Origin of the sequence: Agromyces marinus, assembly GCF_021442325.1 — a bacterium.
GTDB classification, from domain to species: Bacteria; Actinomycetota; Actinomycetes; order Actinomycetales; family Microbacteriaceae; genus Agromyces; species Agromyces marinus.
In genome coordinates, this window is record NZ_CP087879.1 from 2,922,605 (window position 1) to 2,942,078 (window position 19,474).

Consider the following 19,474-nt stretch of genomic DNA (forward strand, 5'->3'; position numbering starts at 1 on the left):
TGCAGCACCGCCCGCCTCTGCGGGATCAGCCCTTGACCTGCAGCCAGGCGTCGGTCCATTCCTGGAAGTTGGTGCACCGGACGTCGGTGCGGCCGTCGATGCACTGCTCGATCGGCGTGGTCCAGAACCAGACCTTCGAGAAGTACTCCTCGTCGGTGGCGTTGTAGTAGTCGCAGTGCGCCTGCGCCGCATCGTCGAGCTCGCAGAACGCGGCGTTCGCCGGGGCCATCCCGAAGTTCATCGCGATCGCGCCGTTGACCTCGGGGGAACTCGTGTAGTCCATCCACGCGTAGGCGCAGTTCGGGCTGTCCGACTCGGCGGAGAGCATCCAGGCGTCCGACCATCCGGTCGAGCCCTCTTCCGGCAGGACGCTCTTGAACGCGTCGTCCTCGGTGAGCTTCCGGAGCACCTCCCACGACGTGCCGAGCACGGTGTTCCCTCCGACGAACGAGGTGATCTGGGCCGCGGGGTCGGCCCAGTACTCGGAGACGATGCCGTTCTGCTGCTTGAGGAGTTCGATCGCGGCGTCCAGCTGCTCCTGGTCGAGCGCGTACGGGTTCTCGATGCCGAGCTCGGGCTCGTGCGCCATGAGGTACACGGCCGCGTCGGCGATGTAGATCGGCGCGTCGTAGGCGATGACCTCGCCCGCGTAGGGGCTGTCGGCCTCCCAGGCGACCGACCAGCTCGTGGGCTCCTCGGTGACGACCTCGCTGTTGTACTGGAGGATGTTGGCGCCGCGCCCGATCGGCACGCCGTACGACTTGCCGTTGATGGTGTCGTACAGCTGTCCCTTCATGCCCTCGACGATGTCGTCGCCGAAGTTCGGGATGAGGTCGAGGTTCAGCGGGGCGACATCGCCGCCCGCGATGAGGCGGAGGCTGGCGTCGCCGGATGCCGAGACCAGGTCGTAGTCGCCCGTGCGCATCAGCTGGACCATCTCGTCGCTGGTGCCCGCCACGCGCCGGTTCACGACGCAGCCGGTGTCCTCGGTGAAGGCGTCGGACCAGGCGGGCTCGACGAAGCCGCTCCAGGCGACGATGTCGACCGAGCCCTCGTAGTCGCCGAGTTCCTCGTGCATCGGGACGTCGGGGACGTCGATGACGAGTTCGCCGCTCGCGCTGCCCTCGTCGCCCGCTGCTGCGCAGCCGGTGAGTGCGAGTACGGCGACGCTGACGGCGGCGGCGCCGACGGTGAGTCTGCTTCTCATGATTCGCTCCTTGTTCTTGGTTGTGCGGGGGGGGGTGCGAGGTGCGGGGTGCGGCACTCGAGTCCTACGGCAGGGCTGCGGCGTGGTCGGCGGTCCAGGCGACGCGGACGCGTTCGCCCGGTTCGAAGCCGAGTTCGGCCGAGGGATGGTGGCTGTTCTGGGTCTCGGCGATCAGCCGCACGCCGTCCACGGTGTCGACGAGGGTCCGAGTGGTCGGCCCGGTGTACACGCGTGCTGCGATCGTGCCGTCGAGCACGACGCCCTGGTCGTGCACGGCCGCGTCTGGGGCGAGGAGGCGCACGCGCTCCGGGCGGATGCTGATGATCCGGTCCAGGCCGGTGAGCCGGTTCGCGACCTCGGCCGGGATGATGTTCGACATGCCGAGGAAGCGCGCCACGAATTCCGTCTCCGGGAACTCGTAGACCTCGCGTGCCGAACCGATCTGCTCGATGCGGCCCTCGTTGAACACCGCGACCCGATCGCTGAGGGTCAGCGCCTCCTCCTGGTCGTGCGTGACGAAGATGAAGGTGATGCCGACTTCGCGCTGGATGGCCTTGAGCTCGATCTGCATCTCCTCGCGCAACTGCTTGTCGAGTGCGCCGAGCGGCTCATCGAGCAGCAGGACGCGCGGGCGGAGGATGAGCGCCCGGGCCAACGCGATCCGCTGACGCTGGCCGCCCGACAGTTGGTGCGGCAGCCGGGAGGCGACGTGGGTCAGGCGGACCTGGGCGAGGGCCGCCGAGACCGCGTCCTCGCGCTCGGCCTTCGACCCTCCCCGCACTCGCAGGCCGTAGGCGACGTTCTCCGCGATCGTCAGGTGCGGGAACAGCGCGTAGTCCTGGAACACCGTGTTGACCGGTCGACGGTGCGGCGGGATCCGGGTGACGTCGGTCTCGCCGATCCGGATCGTTCCGTGCGTGACGTCCTCGAACCCGGCGATCATCCGGAGGACGGTCGTCTTGCCGGATCCGGACGGGCCGAGCATCGACAGGAACTCGCCCTGGCGCACCTCGAGGTCGAGGTCGCGCACGGCGACCATGTCGCCGAAGGACTTGCCGACGCCGCTCAGCGAGACTCCGCCTGCGACCGAGACGGGGTCTTCGGCGTCGGTGACAGCGGTGGGGGCCATGCGATCTCCTCGGGTACGACGTTGTGTTCGAGAATTAAAACATATAAACGCAGAGGTTATAGTTCAAGTCCCGCATCAGAACCCGATGGGTCGCGGACTCGATGAGAGGATGTGGTGGTGACGAGCGAGCACGCGCCGACAGGTGGGAGCCGACCCCACCGCATGCACGGCGCGATGTTCATGCCGATCGGCGACGCCGGGCGCGCGGAGCTGGTCGAGAAGCGCCTCGCCGACGCCATCACCGGCGGCCACCTGCGCGCGGGAGACCGCCTCCCGTCGGAGGCCGAACTCGCACGCACCATGGGCGTGGCGCCCGTGACCGTCCGCGAGGCGCTGATGGCACTCCGCTCCCGCGGACTCGTCATCACCCGCCGCGGCCGCAACGGCGGCAGCTTCGTCTCGGACGAGGCCGATCCGCTCGCCTTCGCGAGGGAGACGCTCGTCCGCTCGTCGAGCCTCGCCATCCGCGACCTCGGCGTGCACTATGCGGCCCTGACCAGTGCGGGGGCCCGACTCGCGGCCCGACGTGCCGCCCCGAGCGAGGTCGCCGCGATCCGCGCTCGGCTGTCCCGGATCGAACCGTCCGGAACGTCGTCGGGCGCCCCGCACGAATCGGGAGCGTGGCGTCAGGCGATGGACGACCTGCACCTCGAACTCGTCGCGCTGAGCCAATCGGCGCGCCTGACACGCGACCAGATGCGCCTCCAGGCCGAACTCTCGCCCCTGCTCCTGCTGATCGACGTCGACCCCGCCGTCCGACACCGTCAGTGGAAGCAGCTCGACCGCCTGCTGGACGCGGTCGAGGCGGGCGACGAGGATGCCGCCGGCGCAACGGTCGAGTCGCTCGTCTCGGAGGCGATCAACGCGATCGACGGACTTCGCCTGAGCCTGCACGGTTCCTGACGGGGCCGATCGCTGTGTACGATGCCGAAGCACAGCACCGCCGCGGCGACGCGGCTCAGACCCCTGGAGGCATCATGGCCGCGACGACGCAGACCATCGCCCGCGCGAACGCGTCCACCCTCGCCGCGGACATCGTCACGGGGTACTTCGACGCCCTGCTGCCGGTGCTCGAGGCCCACGCGTCGCAGCTGGCCGAGGAGATCGGCGGCTTCGAGCCCGACGGCCTCACCGCGTCCCACCTCGACAGCCTGGTCGAACCGCATGCGACCGCGATCCTCGACCATCCGACGGAGCCGGTCTACGGCGCCGGCTTCATCGCGTCGGCGGACCTCCTGCTCGACTCCCCCGCCCACCTGGCCTGGTGGCAGGGAGCCGACCGGCGCAAGCTCGTGTTCGCGCCCCGGTCCGTCAAGAGCGGTATCGACTATCGGGAGCTCGACTGGTTCCGGATCCCCATGCTGACGGGCAGGTCCCACGTCGCCGGGCCCTACGTCGACTACCTGTGCAGCGACGAGTACACCCTGACCGCCGCGGTTCCGGTGACGGACGCCGACCGGTTCCTCGGCGTCGCCGGGCTCGACGTCATGATCGACACGATCGAGCGGCGGCTGACGCCGCCGCTCCGCGAGCTCGGCGAACCGTTGCTGCTCGTCAACGGGGTGAACCGGGTGCTCGTCTCGACCGACGCCAGGTACGTCGCCGGCGACGTCCTGCGGCCCGAACGCATCGACCTCCGGGACGAGCGCGCGTGCGCCGGGCTCGACTTCCGAGTCGTCGCCCTCGCCTGAGCACCCCTCCCGCTACGGCGCGAGCTCGATCTCGCGAGACCCGTCCCAGGCCTCGGTCCAGCCGAGGGCGTCGAACAGGGCGTCCAGGACGAGCGCGGTGAAACCCCAGACGAGCCGGTCCGCACCTGCCGACGCGACGACGAACCCGGGGCCGCGCCACTCCTCCCCGTCGCGACGCAGCACGGTGGTGCGGCGGTTCGCGGGGTCGAGCAGGTCGGCGACGGGGGTACGGAAGACCGCCGACGACTCGGCCGCGTCGACCGCACGCACGGGGCTCGGCGATCGCCACCACCCGAGGACGGGCGTCACGAGGTGCTGCGAGTACGCGAGCGGAACGGGCTCGAGCTCGCCCAGAACCTCGACACCGTCCGGGTCGAGGCCCGTCTCCTCGCGTGCCTCGCGGAGCGCAGCGGCCACGGCATCGACGTCGTCGGGATCGAGCCGGCCGCCGGGGAACGCGATCTGACCGGCGTGCGAGCTGAGCGTGTCGGCTCGCGCGAGCAGCAGCACGTCGAGGTCGCTCGAGACGACGCTCGCCTGCGCCCGATGATCGCTCGGCAGGTCGTCAAGGACGCCGAACAGGATGAGCACGGCCGCCTGCCGGGGCGCGTCGAGTTCGAGCGGGGGTCGAGCCGAACGCCACACGTCGCGGAGCGCGTCGTCTCCGAGGAGCGCCTCGAGCTGCGCCCGGGCCGAGCCGCGTGCGACCTCGCGTGGCGTCATCCGTCGAGCGTATCCCGACGGTCCCGGTCCGGCCCGTCATGACCCCGGTCGTCCGTGCGTCGCTCCTCGCCGGGCTCCCCCACCCACTTGCCCCGTCGCCGGCGCGACCACCGGCTCTCGTGCAGGAAGACCTGCGATGCGATCACGAGGATGAGGATGACGGCACCCCCGACCCAGAACGTCCAGTCCATGCGTCAGGCCAGCCTCTCGATCGCCTCGGCGACACCGGCCCAGAACCGGTCGACGTCGAGCCCGACGGCGACGAACGCGTTGGGTTCCCGGCTCAGCATCCCGTCGAGGTCGACGCTCGTTGCCCCGACGGTCTCGGTGCCCGCGAGCTCCACGTCGAGCCGAGTCCGCACGACCTCGAGCGCGCCCGGATCCGCGAGCACCGCGACCGCGACCGGGTCGTGCAGCGGGCCGTCGGGCATGCCGAACACCTCGTCGTTGGTGCGGCAGAAGAACTCGAGCAGTTCGTCGCCGAACGCCGCGGTGCGCGTCCCGAGCGCGGCGAGCCGAGCCCGCACCGCGGGCGTGACGAGCGCCCGATGCGTGACGTTCAGCCCGACCATGGTGAACCGGATGCCGCTGCCGAGCACGGCGTCGAGCGCCTCGGGGTCGACCAGGGCGTTGAACTCCGCGTAGGGCGTCGCATTGCCCCGGTCGGTCGAGCCGCCCATCCACACGACCTCGCGGATGCGCGGCACGAGGTCGGGCCGTTCGCGCAGCAGGAGGGCGACGTTCGTGAGCGGGCCGGTCGCGACGATCGCGACGGAGGCGGATGCCGCGACGAGCGTGTCCGCCATGAGGTCGGTCGCGCGCCGCGGGTCGAGCGGGACCGGGGTGCGGCCGGTGACGGGGTCGGGCCGGTCCGGGTCCGGCAGCTCGGGCCCGCCGAGGCCGTTCTCGCCGTGGATCCACTCCGCGGTCTGGAGTTCGCGCACGAGCGGCCCGGCTGCGCCCGCCGCGACCGGAACCCCGACCACGCCCGCGACGGAGAGTGCCACTCGCGCGTTCCGGCTCGTGTGCTCGATCGGGACGTTGCCGCCGACGGTCGTGACCGCGAGCAGGTCGATCGCCGGGTGGCCTGCGGCCAGCCACAGCGCGAAGACGTCGTCATGGCCGGGATCGCAGTCCAGGATCACCGGAACGCTCATCGAGGCTCCTCCGAAGCCGCGGCGAGTGCCAGCACGTCGTCGCGGCCCGCGTACGAATCGACGGTGCCGCGGGACTGCACCGCCAGCGCCCCGGCCGCGACCGCGATGCGGACGGCCTCGGGAAGCGCTCGCCCCTCGGCGAGCATCGCGGCGAGCGCGCCGGTCGCGGCATCCCCCGCCCCGGTCGTGTCGACGACCGCGACGCGCGGCGCGGCGACGACCCACGCACCCGCCGCGTCCGCGGCGACCGCGCCGCGCCCGCCGAGCGTCACGACGATCGAGCGCGCGATCCGGCCGACGGCGGATGCCGCGGCATCCCGCCAGCGCTCGGCCGCGACGTCGTCGACCAGTTCGGCGCCGATGCCGAGGGCACGAGCCTCGTGCTCGTTGACCACGAGCGGGTCGGCGATCGCTACGCTCGCGGGCGCGACCGCGACCGGCGGAGCGAGGTTGACGATGAACCGGGTCCCGGTGCGCGCGCACACGCGCGCGACGGCCTCGATGGTCGGCACCGGAAGCTCGCCCTGCGTGAGCACGACGTCCGCTTCCGCGACGCGGGCGGACTCGGCCTCGACGGCGTCCGCGTCCATCGCCGCGTTCGCGCCCGAGGACACGACGATGGTGTTCTCACCCGAGTCGGCGACGGTGATCTGGGCCACACCCGTCGACCGGCTCGGCACGGTCGCGACGGCGTCCGCAGCGAGTCCGAAGCGCGCGATGTCCGAACGCACCAGCTCGGCCGCCGGGTCGTCGCCGACCCGCGCGACGAGGTCGACGCCTGCGCCCGCGAGGCGCGCTGCGATCGCCTGGTTCGCACCCTTGCCGCCGAGCGCGACCCGGTACCCGACGGAGTGGATCGTCTCGCCCGGCTCCGGGAACGCCGCGACGTAGCTCGTCAGGTCGAGGTTCACCGACCCGAACACGACGACCCCGCTCACCCGGCGGCCGGCCCCGCGCCCGCGACGCTCACGGCGAGGGCTTCCCCGCTCGACCGGTCCACGAAGCAGTAGACGTCGCGCACGCCGGCATCCCACTGCTCGGAGGTCACCGGATAGGCGGCGCTCATCTGCAGGTCCGTCACGTCGCCGACGGCCGCGGGATCGATCAGGCCCTCGGCCGCGCACGCCTGCGTCGCGAGCCCGGCGACCGCCTCCTCGCCCGGGAACTCGGCCGTCTCGTCTCCGGCGAGCGCGCCCCGGTGGACGAGTTGCGCCTCGTGCGGCTGCGCGCAGTCGACGACCGTGAACTCCTCGGCCCACGCGGACTCGAACGGCTGGATGCACTCGCTGCCGTAGAGGGTGTCCCAGGCGTGGACGCCCGCGGGCTGGGGTGCCGTCGGTGCCGGTGCCGGTGCTGCGACCTCGGCCGGGGCCGCAACGGGTTCGGCCGGTGCGAGGAATCGCGTCCCGAAGGCCACCGCGGCCACGACCAGCAGCACCGCCGCGACGCCGCCGGCGACCCACGCGAGGACCTTGACCGCTCCGCCGCCCGCACGATCGCCAGTGCTGGGCGCCGACGCTCGCGGTGCCCGCGGCGCCCGCGGCGCCCGCGGTTCACGGTCGGTCGTCGCCGGTCGCGCGGCGTGCGCGTCGGCACCGAACACGGCGAAGGGGTCGTCGGAATCGGGCCGCACCGGCGGCGCCTGCCCGGTGCGAGCCTCGGCTGACGGGGTCGCGCCCTGCGCGACGACCGCCATCGGACCGGTGACACCGAACCCGGCGCCTCCGAAGAGGGCGGAGAGGCCGTCGTCGCCGCGCGACGCATCGGCCCCGTCGCGGCCTCCGGGCTCGGCGACGCGGTCGGCGATCGGCGGATCGGCGGCGAACCGGTCGGCCGGCTCGACCTCGAACTCGTCGTACGCGAAGGGGCCGGCGTCGGCCGCGCCGCCCGCGGGCGTCGGGGATGCGTCGCCGCGAGCCCCGCCGAGGGGGGCGTCGGTCGCGTCGTCGCCGATCCGCGGGTCCCGGCCCTCGGGGTCGGGGGTCAGGTTCCAGAGGAACCCCGCCTCGGCGAACTCGCGGGCGCGCGGCGACTCCGGCTCGTCGTCCCCGGCATCCGCTCGGCCCCGGTCGTCGTCGACCAGGGCGTCGGCGTACCACTGGACGTGATCCTGGCCGGGGGACTCCGGGTCTTCGAGGGCGTCCCGCCAGTCGTCGGAGCCGTCGGACCAGGCCTGGTCGGCCGGGTCATCGGATCCGCCCGCGGGAACGTCGTCGCGCCAGAGCTCGCGCGGGTCGAGCGACCCGTCGTACGCGGCGGGGGCCTCGGCCGTTCCGAATGCGTCGTCGAAGGGTTCGGTGTCGGCGTATGCCTCCGGACCGAATCCGCCCTCGTCGCCCGCGCCCGGAGCGTCGTCGAAGGAACGGTCGAAGCGGCGACGCGGGTCGTCGAGTTGCCCGTCCCCGTAGCCGTCGTGCCCGGCTGCGGTCTCGAACTCGGCGCCGTACCCGGCGTAGCCGTGGGGAGCGACGTAGCCCTCATGGTCGCCGTGCGACGCGACGAACTCGGGCCGAGCGGATGCCGCGTACTCTTCGTGCCGGACGCCCGGGTGGGCCTCCGCGTACTGGTCGTGGTGCGCGGCGGCCGCGTAGTCCTGCTCGGCGTACGGCTGCTCGGCGTATGGCTGCTCGACGTACGGCTGCTCGGCGTACGGCTGCTCGGCGTACGGCTGCTCGGCGTACCCCGAGGGCTCGGCATACCCCTGCTCGACGTACGGCTGTTCGGTGTAGCCGGCTGGCTCGGCGTAGCCGGCGGGCTCGGCGTAGGACTCGGTCGCCCCGTACTCCTCGACCCCTCCCTGGCCCTGGGGGGCGGCGTCCTCGTGCAACGCGGACCACAGCTCCTCGACGTAGTCGGCGTCGGCGCTGCTCGCCCCGGCGGCCTGCACGGGCGTGAACGAACTCCGCGCGACCGGCGGCGGCGCGTACCCGGCGAACGGGGACGTCGGCTCGGCGCCGGCCTGCTCGTCGCCGGCGTGCTCGGCGGGCGCGACGGCCGAGGGCTCGTCGATCCGACGGGGCGGCGCTGCCATGGCGTCGGGCTCCGACAGTCGCCGGAACGCGGCCCGGAGGCCCGCCTCGGTGTCGAGCGGCTGGGAGGTCGGACCCTCGTGGGACTCGCCCCAGGTCAGCGCCATGCTCGAGGGCGGCGTCGCCGGGCCGGGCGGCGAACCGGCCGGGGGCAGGGCCGCGGTCAGGCGCGGATCGACGCCGGGCGGCGCGGGAACCGTGCCCGACTCGGGACCGGGCACGCCCTCCCACGCGGGGCGGTTCCAGTCCGGCTGGTTCCAGGTCGGCTGCCCGACCGGCGGGAGCGGTGCCGCCGGCGGCGCCGAGGGGATCGCCTGCGACGGCGCGATGGGCTCGCCGACGATCGGCAGCGCGCGCGTCGGCGACTCGTCGAGCTGCTGGGGCTCGGCGACGGAGAACCAGTCGAGGGATTCCTCGGAGCGACGGCGCGGGCGCTGCATGGGCTGCTCGGACGCGGCGTCGCCGACCGGCGGCGGCACGATCGGCGCCGGCGGCGCGACGGGCGGCTGCGCGACGGGAGGCTCCGTGCGGTCGCGACCCTCGAGGTCGGGGCGCCGCCCGCTGCCGAGCTGGCTCATCAGCCAGTCGGTGTCGTCGTCGAATCCGCCCGAGCCGAAGCCGCCGTCGCGTGCACTCATTCCAGTCCCAGGTCCTTCAATCCGATGGCCGCGAGGTACGGCACGCCGGCGGCTTCGATGACCTCGCGCGCGCCCGTGTCGCGGTCGACGACGACCGCGACCGCGGCGACCTCCGCACCCGCGGCACGGAGCGCCTCGATGGCCTTGAGGGGCGAACCGCCCGTGGTCGAGGTGTCCTCCAGGACGATGACGCGACGGCCCGCGACATCCGGCCCTTCGACCTGCTTGCCGCGACCGTGGTCCTTCGGCTCCTTGCGCACCACGAAGGCGTCGTACGAGGCTCCGCGCGCAGCGCCCTGGTGCAGGACCGCGGTCGCGATCGGGTCGGCGCCCATGGTCATGCCGCCGACGGCGGCCACATCGGGCACATCCGCGATGAGGTCGAGCATCACCCGGCCGATGAGCGGGGCGACCCGGTGGTCGAGGCTCACCCTGCGGAGGTCGACGTAGTAGGAGGCCTGCTTGCCGCTGGTCAGCGTGAAGTCGCCGTGGAACACCGCGTCGCTCGAGATGTACTCGATGAGCTGGCGACGGTCGTCGGCGGTCTGGGCGTTGCGGGAAGTCACCCGAATACTCTAAGTCTCCGTCGCCTGAGAGGAAGGTCCGGATCCTCCGCCGGCCCGTCGATCGACCGGTCGGTCGGCTTCACGGCTGCGCCGACCGCCCCAGAACGAGCGCGGGGTGCCCGGCACGAGCCGCGCCCACAGCGGCGGATCGTCGCCGCCGGTGAGCGCAGCGGGCATCTCGATGTGGAACTGGGCGATCTCCGCGGCGCCGTGGTGGACGACGCGGTACAGCGCGGTGCCGATGAGCACGCCGAGCGCGATGGACATGACCGCGGTGAGCGAGGTCGCGAAGTCCTCGAGGCCCGACTGCGCGCCGACCGCCTCGGTGATGCCCACGAGGCCGGCCGCTCCCGGCACCAGCAGCCAGAACGCCGGGAGGAAGGTCAGCTGCGACGGCGCGCCGTTGCGCAGGCTCGCGATCCAGAGCACCACCGGGGTCATCGCCAGCGCTCCGATGAACCCGCTCACGGTCGCGCCGACGAACACCGCGCCCGCGGCCTGGCCGGCGTAAGCGGTGGCGATCGCGAGCAGGACCCAGCCGAACGTCGCGGGCGGCGCGGAGAAGTGCAGGTAGTTGCCGACGGCGAACAGGACCACCCCGAGCGGAGCGATCCAGATCGGGAGCCCCGCGGCCTGGTCCAGCGCCCGGTAGTCCGAGTCGGCGACGCCGACGATCGTCCCGGCGGCGAGGATCCCGAACGCGAGCATGCCGAGCTGCACGAGCCCGAGCACGAGGCGCGACGCGCCCGCGAGCATCTGACCTGCGGCGAGCTCCATGGTCCCGGTGGTGAGCGCACCTCCGGGCAGGAACGTCGCGAGCGGGGCGATGAGCAGGCGGACCGGGTCGCCGATGTCGACGTAGGGGGCGATGAGGAACACCGCGAGGGCGCTCGCGAACGCCGCGAACACCGGGAAGACCAGCTGCAGGGTGGGCGAGCGGACGAGCTTGGCGAGGCCGATCAGCGCGCCGAGGACGAAGGCGAGGGCCGCCCCCTCCGCGGTCGGCGCGAGCAGGAGTGCGAGCCCGGTCGTGAGCACGGCATGGCCGAAGGTCCGGACGAGCCATCCGTGCCTGGGGCGCATCCCGCCGATCGCGTTGAGGCGTCGGATGCCGTCGGCGGGATCGACCTCGCCGCGACGGGCGTGCTCGATCAGCCGATACAGGGCTGCGATCTGGTCGAACCTGAAGGAGGCCCGCACGGTGCGGATGGCGACCCTGCCCTCCTCGCCCGAACCGGTCTGGACGATGATCACGGTCGGCAGGACGATGAACTCGGTGTCGTCGCGGTCGTACGCGCGCGCGACGGCCTCCATCGTCTCCTCGATGCGATCCACCGACTCGGCGGCAGCGTTCATCCCCTCCGCGAGGCCGAGGAGGAACCTGCGCAGCACGGCCTGGTCGTCGACGTGAGCCATGCGACCACCTTCGCATGCGACGCGAACGAGGAAGGGCCGTCCTGCGGGGTGTCCCTCCCCCGCACGACGGCCCTGCTGGAGCTCCCCCGAGCTCCGCGTGGCGCGCGACCTAGACGGTGCGCGCGAACGTCTCGCGCGGCATGCGACGGTATCCGTCGCGCGCGACGAGCGCGATCGAGCCGACGACGCCGGCGATCGAGGCGGCAAAGAGGATGGCGTAGAGCGTGAACACGGCGGTTCCCTTCGTGGAATCGTTGGAGAGTCGGGCGACTGGGGTGCGCCCTTGCACGTGTCCGACTCCTCTATTGTGCACCTCGAAACCGTTCAGCACAATCGTACAAAACTTCATGAATCATGTAGCCTTGCTACATGGATGCGACCCGCCTCGACCTGCTGCGCGAACTCTCCGAGCGCGGAAGCGTCACCGCGGTCGCCGAGGCGACCGGCCGGACCCCGTCGGCCGTCTCGCAGCAGCTCAAGGTGCTCGAACGCGAGGCCGGCATGCCGCTGACCGAACGGAGCGGGCGCGGCATCGCCCTCACGAGCGCCGGGCACGCACTCGCGCGCAGCGCGCTCGAGGTCGCGATCGCGCTCGAGCGCGCGACCGCGCTGTGGGACGAGTTCCGCAACCACCCGAGCGGCGAGGTCTCGCTGCTGACCTTCCCCACGATCGGAGCCGCACTGCTCCCCCAGGTGCTGGCCGACCTGCGCTCGGTCGCCGGGCTCGTCGTCCGCGCCACCGACCTCGACCCCCAACTGGCCGAGTTCCCCGACCTCACGAGCGACTACGACATCGTCCTCGCCCACACGATGCCCGGCGAACTGCCCTGGGGCGGCCGCGACCTCCGCGCGCTCCCGCTGCTCACCGAACCGCTCGACATCGGGCTGCCCGTCGATCACCGACTCGCCTCGCGTGCTCACGTGACGCCCGCCGACCTGGTCGACGAGGTCTGGCTGGGCGTCCCCGCCGGATTCCCGTTCGAGCGCATCCTCCACGCGATCGAGCAGATCGGCGGTCGGCGGGTCGAGGTGAGCCAGCGCTTCAGCGACATGCGCATCGTCGAGGCCTTCATCGGCGCCGGGCTCGGGATCGCCTTCGTGCCCCGCTACACCTCGGGCGTCGTCCCCGAGGACGTGGTGCTCAAGCCGCTGCGCGGGGTGGCATCGGTTCGGCAGATCTTCGCCCTCGTGAGACCGGACGTCGCGGAGCGCCTCGCCGTCCGCACCGTCCTCGACGTCCTCGTCGACCGCGCAGCACGGCTCGAGCGCGCCTACGATCACCCGTCGCGGCACGTCCGGGGGTAGCATCCGGAGCATGCCCGACGACGTGATCCGATTCGAGGTGCGCGACGGACTCGCGCACCTGACGCTCGATCGCCCGCACCGGCTCAACGCCGTCGATCCCGCGGCGATCGAGCGCTGGCAGCACCTCGCCCACGAGATCGCCGAACGCGACGACATCGGCGCCGTCCTGTTCGATGCGGCGGGCCGGGCGTTCTGCGCCGGAGGCGACGTCGTCGCGATGGCCGAGCTGGCCGAGGCATCCGCTGCCGGCAGCCGACCGGCCGACATCGTCCGCGGGCTCGCCGACCGCATCCACGACGGCCACCGCACCCTGCGCGAGAGCACCAAGCCCATCGTCGCCGCCGTCCAGGGCCCGGTCGCGGGCGGCGGGCTCGGGTTCATGCTCGTGGCCGACATCGTCATCGCGTCGGAGCGCGCGAGCTTCGCGAGCCGGTACAGCGACGTGGGGCTGACGCCCGACTGCGGGGTCAGCACGCTCCTGCCCGAGGCGATCGGGGCCCGCCGGGCGCTCGAGCTCACCCTCACCTCGCGCACCCTCACGGCTGCGGAGGCGCTCGACTGGGGGCTCGTCGCCGAGGTCGTCGCGCCCGACGCGCTCGATGCCCGGGCCCGCGAGATCGCGGACGGATGGCTCTCCGGGGCGACGCACGCGTTCGGCCAGACGAAGCGCCTCATGCACGCGGGGCTGGGCCGCCCGTTCCAGGAGGCGCTCGACGACGAGGCGGCCACGATCGGGCGATCGATCGAGACCCCCGACGCGCGCGCCGCGATCGCACGCTTCGCCGCGGCATCCGGCCGCTGAGTTCCCGCTCACGCCGGGCGCCGCACGACCGACGCCCCGCGCGATCGGGTTCGCGCGGGGCGTCGGGGATTCTGCGGGGCGTCAGCGCGTGAGCACGACCGACACCGCGGTGCCGGGCTTCGCGGTCACGCGGAGCGTCTGGGCTCGCGCGTCGTAGTGCGCCTTCCCGCCCGTGACCTGCACGACCGGCCGGTCGCCGTAGACGGATGCGGGGACCCGGATCTCGGTCGCACCGGCGCCCGCCGTGTAGGTCATCGTGTACTCGCCGGTGGCGGACTCGAAGTGCTCGGTGCCGGGGATGCCGGCGGTGGCACGCGCGTACGGCCCGAACGCGGGCTCGTTGCCCGGTGCCGCGAGGCCCTGCCCGTCGAGCGCGCAGTAGCCGCCGCGGTCGCTGCGGCACCAGTAGAACATCGCCCAGCCGGTCGCGAAGCGCTCCATCGACTCGACCTGGGCCGCCACGAGTGCGGCGTTGCCCGGAGTCCGCGAGTTGGGCACGCCCCACTCGCCGACGATGAGCGGCATGCCGTGCTCGACGGCGTAGGCCGAGATCGCGGCCTCGTAGTTCTCGACGAAGCCGTCGTCGCCGGGCCAGTCGCCGCCGTCCTCGACGCCGGTGTTGTAGAAGTGCGGAGCGTAGGCGACCTTGGGGTCGTCGAAGCTGCGCAGTTGCGTGGGCACGCCGTAGCCGACGAGCACGGTCGGCTCGACGAAGACCCACGAGTCGTCGTCGACGGTGCGGATGGCAGCGATGACGCGGTCGTACATGTCGCTGAGCTGCGTGGCCTCGATGCGGGCGGATGCCGCGATCAGGTCCTCGCCCTCCCGGAACTCGCCGAACGGCTCGTTGAAGAGGTCGTACCCGAGCAGGCTCCGATGCCCGCCGAAGCGCTCGGCGACCGTGACCCAGAGGCGCTCCTGCGCCTCGCGCAGGTCGGCGTCCTCGTACAGGTGGGTGAAGGCGCGCATCACGCCGGGCTGGAAGTACCCGTTGAACCAGTTGCCCGGTTCGCGCACGAACGGGAGGCCGTCGGTGCGCGTGGCCCATTCGGGGATGCCGTTGTGGCCGAACGCGGGGCCGTACACGTCCTGGTGCATGTCGATCATGACGTGCACGCCCTCGCGGTCGGCGGCGGCGAGCACGGAGTCGACGTAGTCGAAGTAGGCCTCGTCGTACTCCCCTTGCTCGGGTTCGAACTTCTCCCACTGCACGATGAGCCTGAGGAAGTTGAAGCCCTGGTCGGCCATGTCGGCGACATCCGCTGCGGTCAATCGGTCGTCGTTCCACTTGCCGGCGTTGAAGCCGCGCAGCTGCAGTGCGCGACCCTGCCGGTCGGTGATGAACGTGCGGCCGTCTGCGGTCGTGACCGAGTCGGCGTGAGCGGATGCCGCGGCGGCCGTCGGCGCGGGCGCGGCGGTCGCGGCAGCGGTGGGGATGAGTGCGAGCGCGGCGGCCGTCGCGAGAGCGAGGCCGGCGGCGGCACGGTTGGGGAATGAAGGCATCGGCCCTCCAAGGGGACGCGTCGTTGCGGTCGGGGGTGGTCAGAGCCTAGACGAAGTGGGACACTTGTCCAAGTCTTTTCCCCGAACGCGACCGGTCCCGCGCCCCGGCGTCACTCGTGCTGGGGGAAGCCCAGGTTCAGCCCTCCGTGACTCGGGTCGAGCCAGCGACTCGTGACCGCCTTCTCCTGCGTGTAGAAATCGAAGCCGCGCGGCCCGTACGCCTTCGCGTTGCCGAACAGCGAGTCCTTCCACCCGCCGAACGAGTGGTACGCGACCGGGACCGGAATCGGCACGTTGATGCCGACCATGCCGACCGTCACCTCCCGCTGGAAGCGTCGCGCCGCCCCGCCGTCGTTCGTGAAGATCGCCGTGCCGTTGCCGTACCGCGACGCGTTGATCAGGTCGACCCCGTCCTGGTACCCCTCGACGCGCACGACCGAGAGCACCGGCCCGAAGATCTCGTCGCGGTACACCGACGACGAGGTCGGCACCCGATCGATGAGCGTCGGCCCCATCCAGAACCCGTCCGGCTCGCCGTTCACCTCAGGGTCGCGCCCGTCCACCACGACCGAGGCCCCGTCGTCACCGGCCACGTCGACGTACCCGGCGACCTTGTCGCGGTGCTCGCGCGTGATGAGCGGCCCCATGTCGCAGCCGCGCGTGCCGTCGCCGGTCGTGAGCCGCGACATCCGCTCGCTGATCTTGCCGACCAGCTCGTCGGCGATCGAATCGACCGCGACGACCGCCGAGATCGCCATGCAGCGCTCGCCCGCCGAGCCGAACCCCGCGTTCACCGCCGCATCGGCCGCGAGGTCGAGGTCGGCGTCGGGCAGCACGAGCATGTGGTTCTTCGCCCCGCCGAGCGCCTGGACGCGCTTGCCGTGCGACGTCGCCGTCGAGTAGATGTGCTGCGCGATCGGCGTCGAGCCGACGAACGAGATCGCTCGCACCGTCGGATGCACCAGCAGCGCGTCGACCGCGATCCGGTCGCCGTGCACGACGTTCAGCACGCCGTCGGGCAGCCCCGCCTCCTGCAGGAGCCGAGCCAACCAGATCGCCGCCGACGGGTCCTTCTCGGACGGCTTCAGCACGACCGTGTTGCCCGTCGCGATCGCGAGCGGGAAGAACCACAGCGGCACCATCGCCGGGAAGTTGAACGGGCTGATGATGCCGACCACGCCGAGCGGCTGGCGCACCGTGTAGACGTCGACGCCGGTCGAGGCGTTCTCGGAGTACTCGCCCTTCGTGTACCCGGGCATCGCGCACGCGAGCTCGACGACCTCGAGCCCGCGCGCGATCTCGCCGAGCGCATCGCCGGTCACCTTGCCGTGCTCGCTCGTGAGGATCGCCGCGAGCTCGTCGGTCCGCGACGCGAGCAGTTCCCGGAATCGGAACATGATCTGCTGGCGCTTCGCGATCGACGCCTCGCGCCAGGCCGGGAACGCGCGCGCCGCGGCGTGCACCGCGGTGTCCACGTCCTCGCTCGTCGCGAACCGCACGCGACGCTGCACGACGCCGAGCGCGGGGTCGTAGACGGGCCCGGTGCGCTCGGAGTAGCCCGCGACGAGCCGTCCGTCGATCCAATGCTCGATGGTCTCGCCGGTCGCGGCGCCCGCGGCGCCGGAGGCGGTCTGCGTGTCGGTCATCATCTGTTCCTCTCTCAAGCGGCGACGGTGCCGAGCACCTCGTCGTAGATCTCGGTCGCGCGCACGACCTCTTCCGCCGTGACCACGCAGGGCGGCACGACGTGGATGCGGTTCTCCGCGACGAACGGGAGCAGCCCGCGCTCGATGAGCGCACCCTTGATGCGGCCCATCTCGGCGGCGGGGAGCGGTTCGCGCGTGTCGGCGTCGGCGACGAGGTCGAGCGCCCAGAACACGCCCTCGCCGCGCACCTCGCCGATGACGGCGTGCTTCTCGGCGAGCTCGGCGAGCGCGGGCGCGATCGCCTCCGCACCCACGCGACGCGCATGCTCGACGATGCCCTCCGACTCCATGGCGTCGAGCGCAGCGACGATGGACGCCATCGCGAGCGGATGACCGGAGTAGGTCAGTCCGCCCGGGAACACGCGCTCGTCGAAGGTCGCCGCGATCCGGTCGTCGATGACGACCCCGCCGACCGGGACGTAGCCGGAGTTCACGCCCTTCGCGAAGGAGACGAGGTCCGGTCGCACGTCGTGGCCGTCGAACGCGAACCACCGCCCCGTGCGGCCGAACCCGCACATGACCTCGTCGAGGATGAGCAGGATGCCGTGCCGGTCGCACAGCTCTCGCACGCCGGCGAGGTACCCCGGTGGCGGCACGAGCACCCCCGCGGTCCCGGGGACGCTCTCGAGCAGCACGGCCGCGATCGAACTCGGCCCCTCCGACTCGATGACGCGGCGCAGGTGCCGCAGGGCTCGCTCGCACTCCTCCTCGGGCGTGGCGGCCCAGAACTCCGACCGGTACAGGAACGGGCCGAAGAAGTGCACGTGCCCCCGGGCGAACTCGTTCGGCACCCGCCGCCAGTCACCGGTCGAGACGATCGCGGCACCCGTGTTGCCGTGGTACGAGCGGTAGGTCGAGAGCACCTTGTCGCGGCCGGTGTGCAGGCGCGCCATCCGGATCGCGTTCTCGTTCGCGTCGGCGCCGCCGTTGGTGAAGAACACCTTCGACATGCCCTCGGGGGCGCGCGCGACGATCCGCTTCGCGGCTTCGCCGCGGGCGAGATTGACCATCGGCGGGCCGATCGTGGTCAGCAGTTCGGCCTGCTCCCGGATCGCCGAGACGACGGCAGGGTGCTGGTGGCCGATGTTGACGTTGACGAGCTGGCTGGAGAAGTCGAGGTACTCGCGCCCGGAGTGGTCCCAGACGCGCGTGCCGCGCCCCGAGGCGACGACCAGCCCGGGCGGGCTCGCCTGCGCCGACCAGGAGTGGAAGACGTGTGCGGCGTCGAGCTCGCGCGCGAGCGCGTCGAGGTCGGCGGTGAGGTTCTCGGTCATCAGCGTCGTCGCCTTTCTCGGGGCGGATGCCGCGGGGCCGGCCGTGCGGGTCGGCCCCGCGGCATCCGTTCTGCTAGTTGCCGCCCTCCGCGAGGGTGACGTCGATGGGTTCGAAGGACTCGCCGGTCGTGTCGACCTCGTCGCCCAGCTCCTCGATGGCCTGCTCGATGTACTCGTTCGTCCACGCGGAGGCCGGCGGTTCCTGGGTGATCGGGCTCGCGCCCGACTCGTTCACGGCCGACAGCGCTCCCTCGACGGTCTGGTTCCAGGCCGCCTCGTCGATGACGCCGATGCCGTCAGGCGCCGGCCAGATGAGCTTGTTGGTCTCGTTGACCATCCACAGCTCGTGGCTCGGGCCCCAGCCGGAACCGGCCGCGATCGTGATCTCGGACGCCTCCTCGGCGTTGTCGCGGGCGAACGCCCAGCCCTTGATGACGGCCTTGAGGAACGCGACCGTCGTCTCCTGGTACTCCTCGTCGCTCTCGAGGCGCTCCGTGTCGGCCCAGATCGCGTCCTGCAGCATGGCGCCCACGGTGTCCTGGTAGCTGATGACGTTGAAGTCGTCCTCGGTGTAGAGCTCGCCCGTGTCGGGGTCGACCGTCTCGAGCAGCTGCGCGTATTCGTTGTAGGTCATGGCCTGGGCCGCGTCGATGTCGCCCTGCAGGAAGGCGTTCATGTTGAAGTCCTGCGTGATGATCTCGACGGTCGACGAGTCGAGGCCCTCGGCGGCCATGGCCGCGAAGATCTCCCACTCGTTGCCGAAGCCCCACGAGCCGATCTTCTTGCCCTCGAAGTCGGCCACCGACGAGATGTCGGAGTCGGCCCACGACACCTGCAGGGTGCCCGAACGCTGGAAGATCTGCGCGATGTTCGTCAGGTTCGCGCCCTGCTCGATCGAGCCGAGCACCTTCGGGACCCACGCGATCGCGTAGTCGACGTCGCCGTTGGCGAGCGCGTCCTGCGGCACGATGTCGCCGCCGGACGGGATGATCTCGACCTCCAGGCCCTCCTCCTCGAAGAATCCGTTCTCGACGGCCGCGAAGTAGCCGGCGAACTGGCCCTGCGGGAGCCACTGGAGCTGGAGCTTGACGGGCGTGAGGTCGCCGTCGGAACCCGCGTCGCCGCCGTCGCCGGAGTCGCCGCCGGCCGAGCAGGCCGCGAGGAGCATGGCCGCCGAGACGGCGAGCGCTCCGGCCGCGAATCCGCGGCGTGTGCTGTGCTTCATGTCAGTCCTTCCGTGTTCTCGGTGCGTGCGGTGGTGCTGGGTGGTGCTGGTGGTGCCGGATGGTGCGGTGGTGCGATCCCCGGTGCGGGGACGTCGGTGCCCG

General features: G+C 72.1%; 18 protein-coding genes. 4 read left to right on the forward strand and 14 right to left on the reverse strand.

Going from position 1 to position 19,474, the window contains the following annotated elements; translation table 11 throughout:
- Positions 1-25: 25 nt before the first annotated feature.
- Both DSM26151_RS13800 and DSM26151_RS13805 read right to left on the reverse strand, forming a co-directional pair.
- Complete coding sequence (locus DSM26151_RS13800) at positions 26-1,207, reverse strand: extracellular solute-binding protein (protein WP_234660093.1); 1,182 nt, start codon at positions 1,205-1,207, stop codon at positions 26-28.
- 64 nt (positions 1,208-1,271) lie between these two features.
- Positions 1,272-2,336 (reverse strand): ABC transporter ATP-binding protein, encoded by a 1,065-nt coding sequence (locus DSM26151_RS13805; protein WP_234660094.1) that lies wholly within the window; start codon positions 2,334-2,336, stop codon positions 1,272-1,274.
- A gap of 117 nt (positions 2,337-2,453) precedes the next feature.
- On the opposite strand from DSM26151_RS13805, the gene DSM26151_RS13810 reads away from it, so the two are divergent.
- Both DSM26151_RS13810 and DSM26151_RS13815 read left to right on the forward strand, forming a co-directional pair.
- Entirely contained in the window at positions 2,454-3,239 is a 786-nt protein-coding gene (locus tag DSM26151_RS13810) for a FadR/GntR family transcriptional regulator (protein WP_234660095.1), read from the forward strand.
- 74 nt (positions 3,240-3,313) lie between these two features.
- Entirely contained in the window at positions 3,314-4,027 is a 714-nt protein-coding gene (locus DSM26151_RS13815) for a cache domain-containing protein (protein ID WP_234660096.1), read from the forward strand.
- Positions 4,028-4,039: 12 nt separating this feature from the next.
- On the opposite strand, the gene DSM26151_RS13820 is transcribed toward DSM26151_RS13815, so the two are convergent.
- The 8 genes from DSM26151_RS13820 to DSM26151_RS13855 form a co-directional block, all read right to left on the reverse strand.
- Positions 4,040-4,750 carry an NUDIX hydrolase gene (locus tag DSM26151_RS13820; protein ID WP_234660097.1) on the reverse strand — a complete coding sequence of 237 codons (711 nt, stop codon included), beginning with the start codon at positions 4,748-4,750 and terminating at the stop codon, positions 4,040-4,042.
- Positions 4,747-4,941 (reverse strand): hypothetical protein, encoded by a 195-nt coding sequence (locus DSM26151_RS13825; RefSeq protein WP_234660098.1) that lies wholly within the window; start codon positions 4,939-4,941, stop codon positions 4,747-4,749. Before DSM26151_RS13825 ends, DSM26151_RS13820 begins: the two co-directional genes overlap by 4 nt.
- Before the next feature lie 3 nt (positions 4,942-4,944).
- A complete protein-coding gene (locus DSM26151_RS13830) occupies positions 4,945-5,907 on the reverse strand; it encodes a nucleoside hydrolase (RefSeq protein ID WP_234660099.1) in 963 nt (320 codons plus the stop codon).
- Positions 5,904-6,845: a ribokinase gene (locus tag DSM26151_RS13835; protein WP_234660100.1), complete on the reverse strand. Its 942-nt coding sequence runs from the start codon at positions 6,843-6,845 to the stop codon at positions 5,904-5,906. The genes DSM26151_RS13830 and DSM26151_RS13835 overlap by 4 nt, the downstream gene beginning before the upstream one ends.
- Positions 6,842-9,574 (reverse strand): septum formation family protein, encoded by a 2,733-nt coding sequence (locus tag DSM26151_RS13840; protein ID WP_234660101.1) that lies wholly within the window; start codon positions 9,572-9,574, stop codon positions 6,842-6,844. Before DSM26151_RS13840 ends, DSM26151_RS13835 begins: the two co-directional genes overlap by 4 nt.
- Entirely contained in the window at positions 9,571-10,146 is a 576-nt protein-coding gene (pyrE, locus tag DSM26151_RS13845) for an orotate phosphoribosyltransferase (RefSeq protein WP_407651044.1), read from the reverse strand. Before pyrE ends, DSM26151_RS13840 begins: the two co-directional genes overlap by 4 nt.
- Positions 10,147-10,149: 3 nt before the next feature.
- Positions 10,150-11,556: a threonine/serine exporter family protein gene (locus DSM26151_RS13850; protein ID WP_234660103.1), complete on the reverse strand. Its 1,407-nt coding sequence runs from the start codon at positions 11,554-11,556 to the stop codon at positions 10,150-10,152.
- Between the two features lie 109 nt (positions 11,557-11,665).
- On the reverse strand, positions 11,666-11,845 hold the full coding sequence (locus DSM26151_RS13855; protein ID WP_234660104.1) for a hypothetical protein: 180 nt from the start codon (positions 11,843-11,845) through the stop codon (positions 11,666-11,668).
- 80 nt (positions 11,846-11,925) lie between these two features.
- Here DSM26151_RS13855 and DSM26151_RS13860 point away from each other — a divergent pair, with 80 nt between their 5' ends.
- Positions 11,926-12,861, forward strand: coding sequence for a LysR family transcriptional regulator (locus DSM26151_RS13860; protein ID WP_234660105.1), 936 nt, complete (start codon positions 11,926-11,928; stop codon positions 12,859-12,861).
- Between the two features lie 10 nt (positions 12,862-12,871).
- Positions 12,872-13,663, forward strand: a complete 792-nt coding sequence (locus DSM26151_RS13865; RefSeq protein ID WP_234660106.1) for an enoyl-CoA hydratase/isomerase family protein — start codon at positions 12,872-12,874, stop codon at positions 13,661-13,663.
- A gap of 81 nt (positions 13,664-13,744) precedes the next feature.
- Here the strand turns inward: DSM26151_RS13865 and DSM26151_RS13870 are convergent, their stop codons facing one another.
- From DSM26151_RS13870 to DSM26151_RS13885, 4 genes are all read right to left on the reverse strand, one after another.
- Positions 13,745-15,166 carry a cellulase family glycosylhydrolase gene (locus DSM26151_RS13870; RefSeq protein WP_234660107.1) on the reverse strand — a complete coding sequence of 474 codons (1,422 nt, stop codon included), beginning with the start codon at positions 15,164-15,166 and terminating at the stop codon, positions 13,745-13,747.
- Positions 15,167-15,276: 110 nt separating this feature from the next.
- Positions 15,277-16,812 (reverse strand): CoA-acylating methylmalonate-semialdehyde dehydrogenase, encoded by a 1,536-nt coding sequence (locus DSM26151_RS13875; protein WP_234660108.1) that lies wholly within the window; start codon positions 16,810-16,812, stop codon positions 15,277-15,279.
- A 14-nt stretch (positions 16,813-16,826) separates the two neighbouring features.
- Positions 16,827-18,146 carry an aspartate aminotransferase family protein gene (locus tag DSM26151_RS13880; protein WP_234660109.1) on the reverse strand — a complete coding sequence of 440 codons (1,320 nt, stop codon included), beginning with the start codon at positions 18,144-18,146 and terminating at the stop codon, positions 16,827-16,829.
- A 73-nt stretch (positions 18,147-18,219) separates the two neighbouring features.
- On the reverse strand, positions 18,220-19,371 hold the full coding sequence (locus tag DSM26151_RS13885) for an ABC transporter substrate-binding protein (RefSeq protein ID WP_234660110.1): 1,152 nt from the start codon (positions 19,369-19,371) through the stop codon (positions 18,220-18,222).
- Positions 19,372-19,474 lie beyond the last annotated feature (103 nt).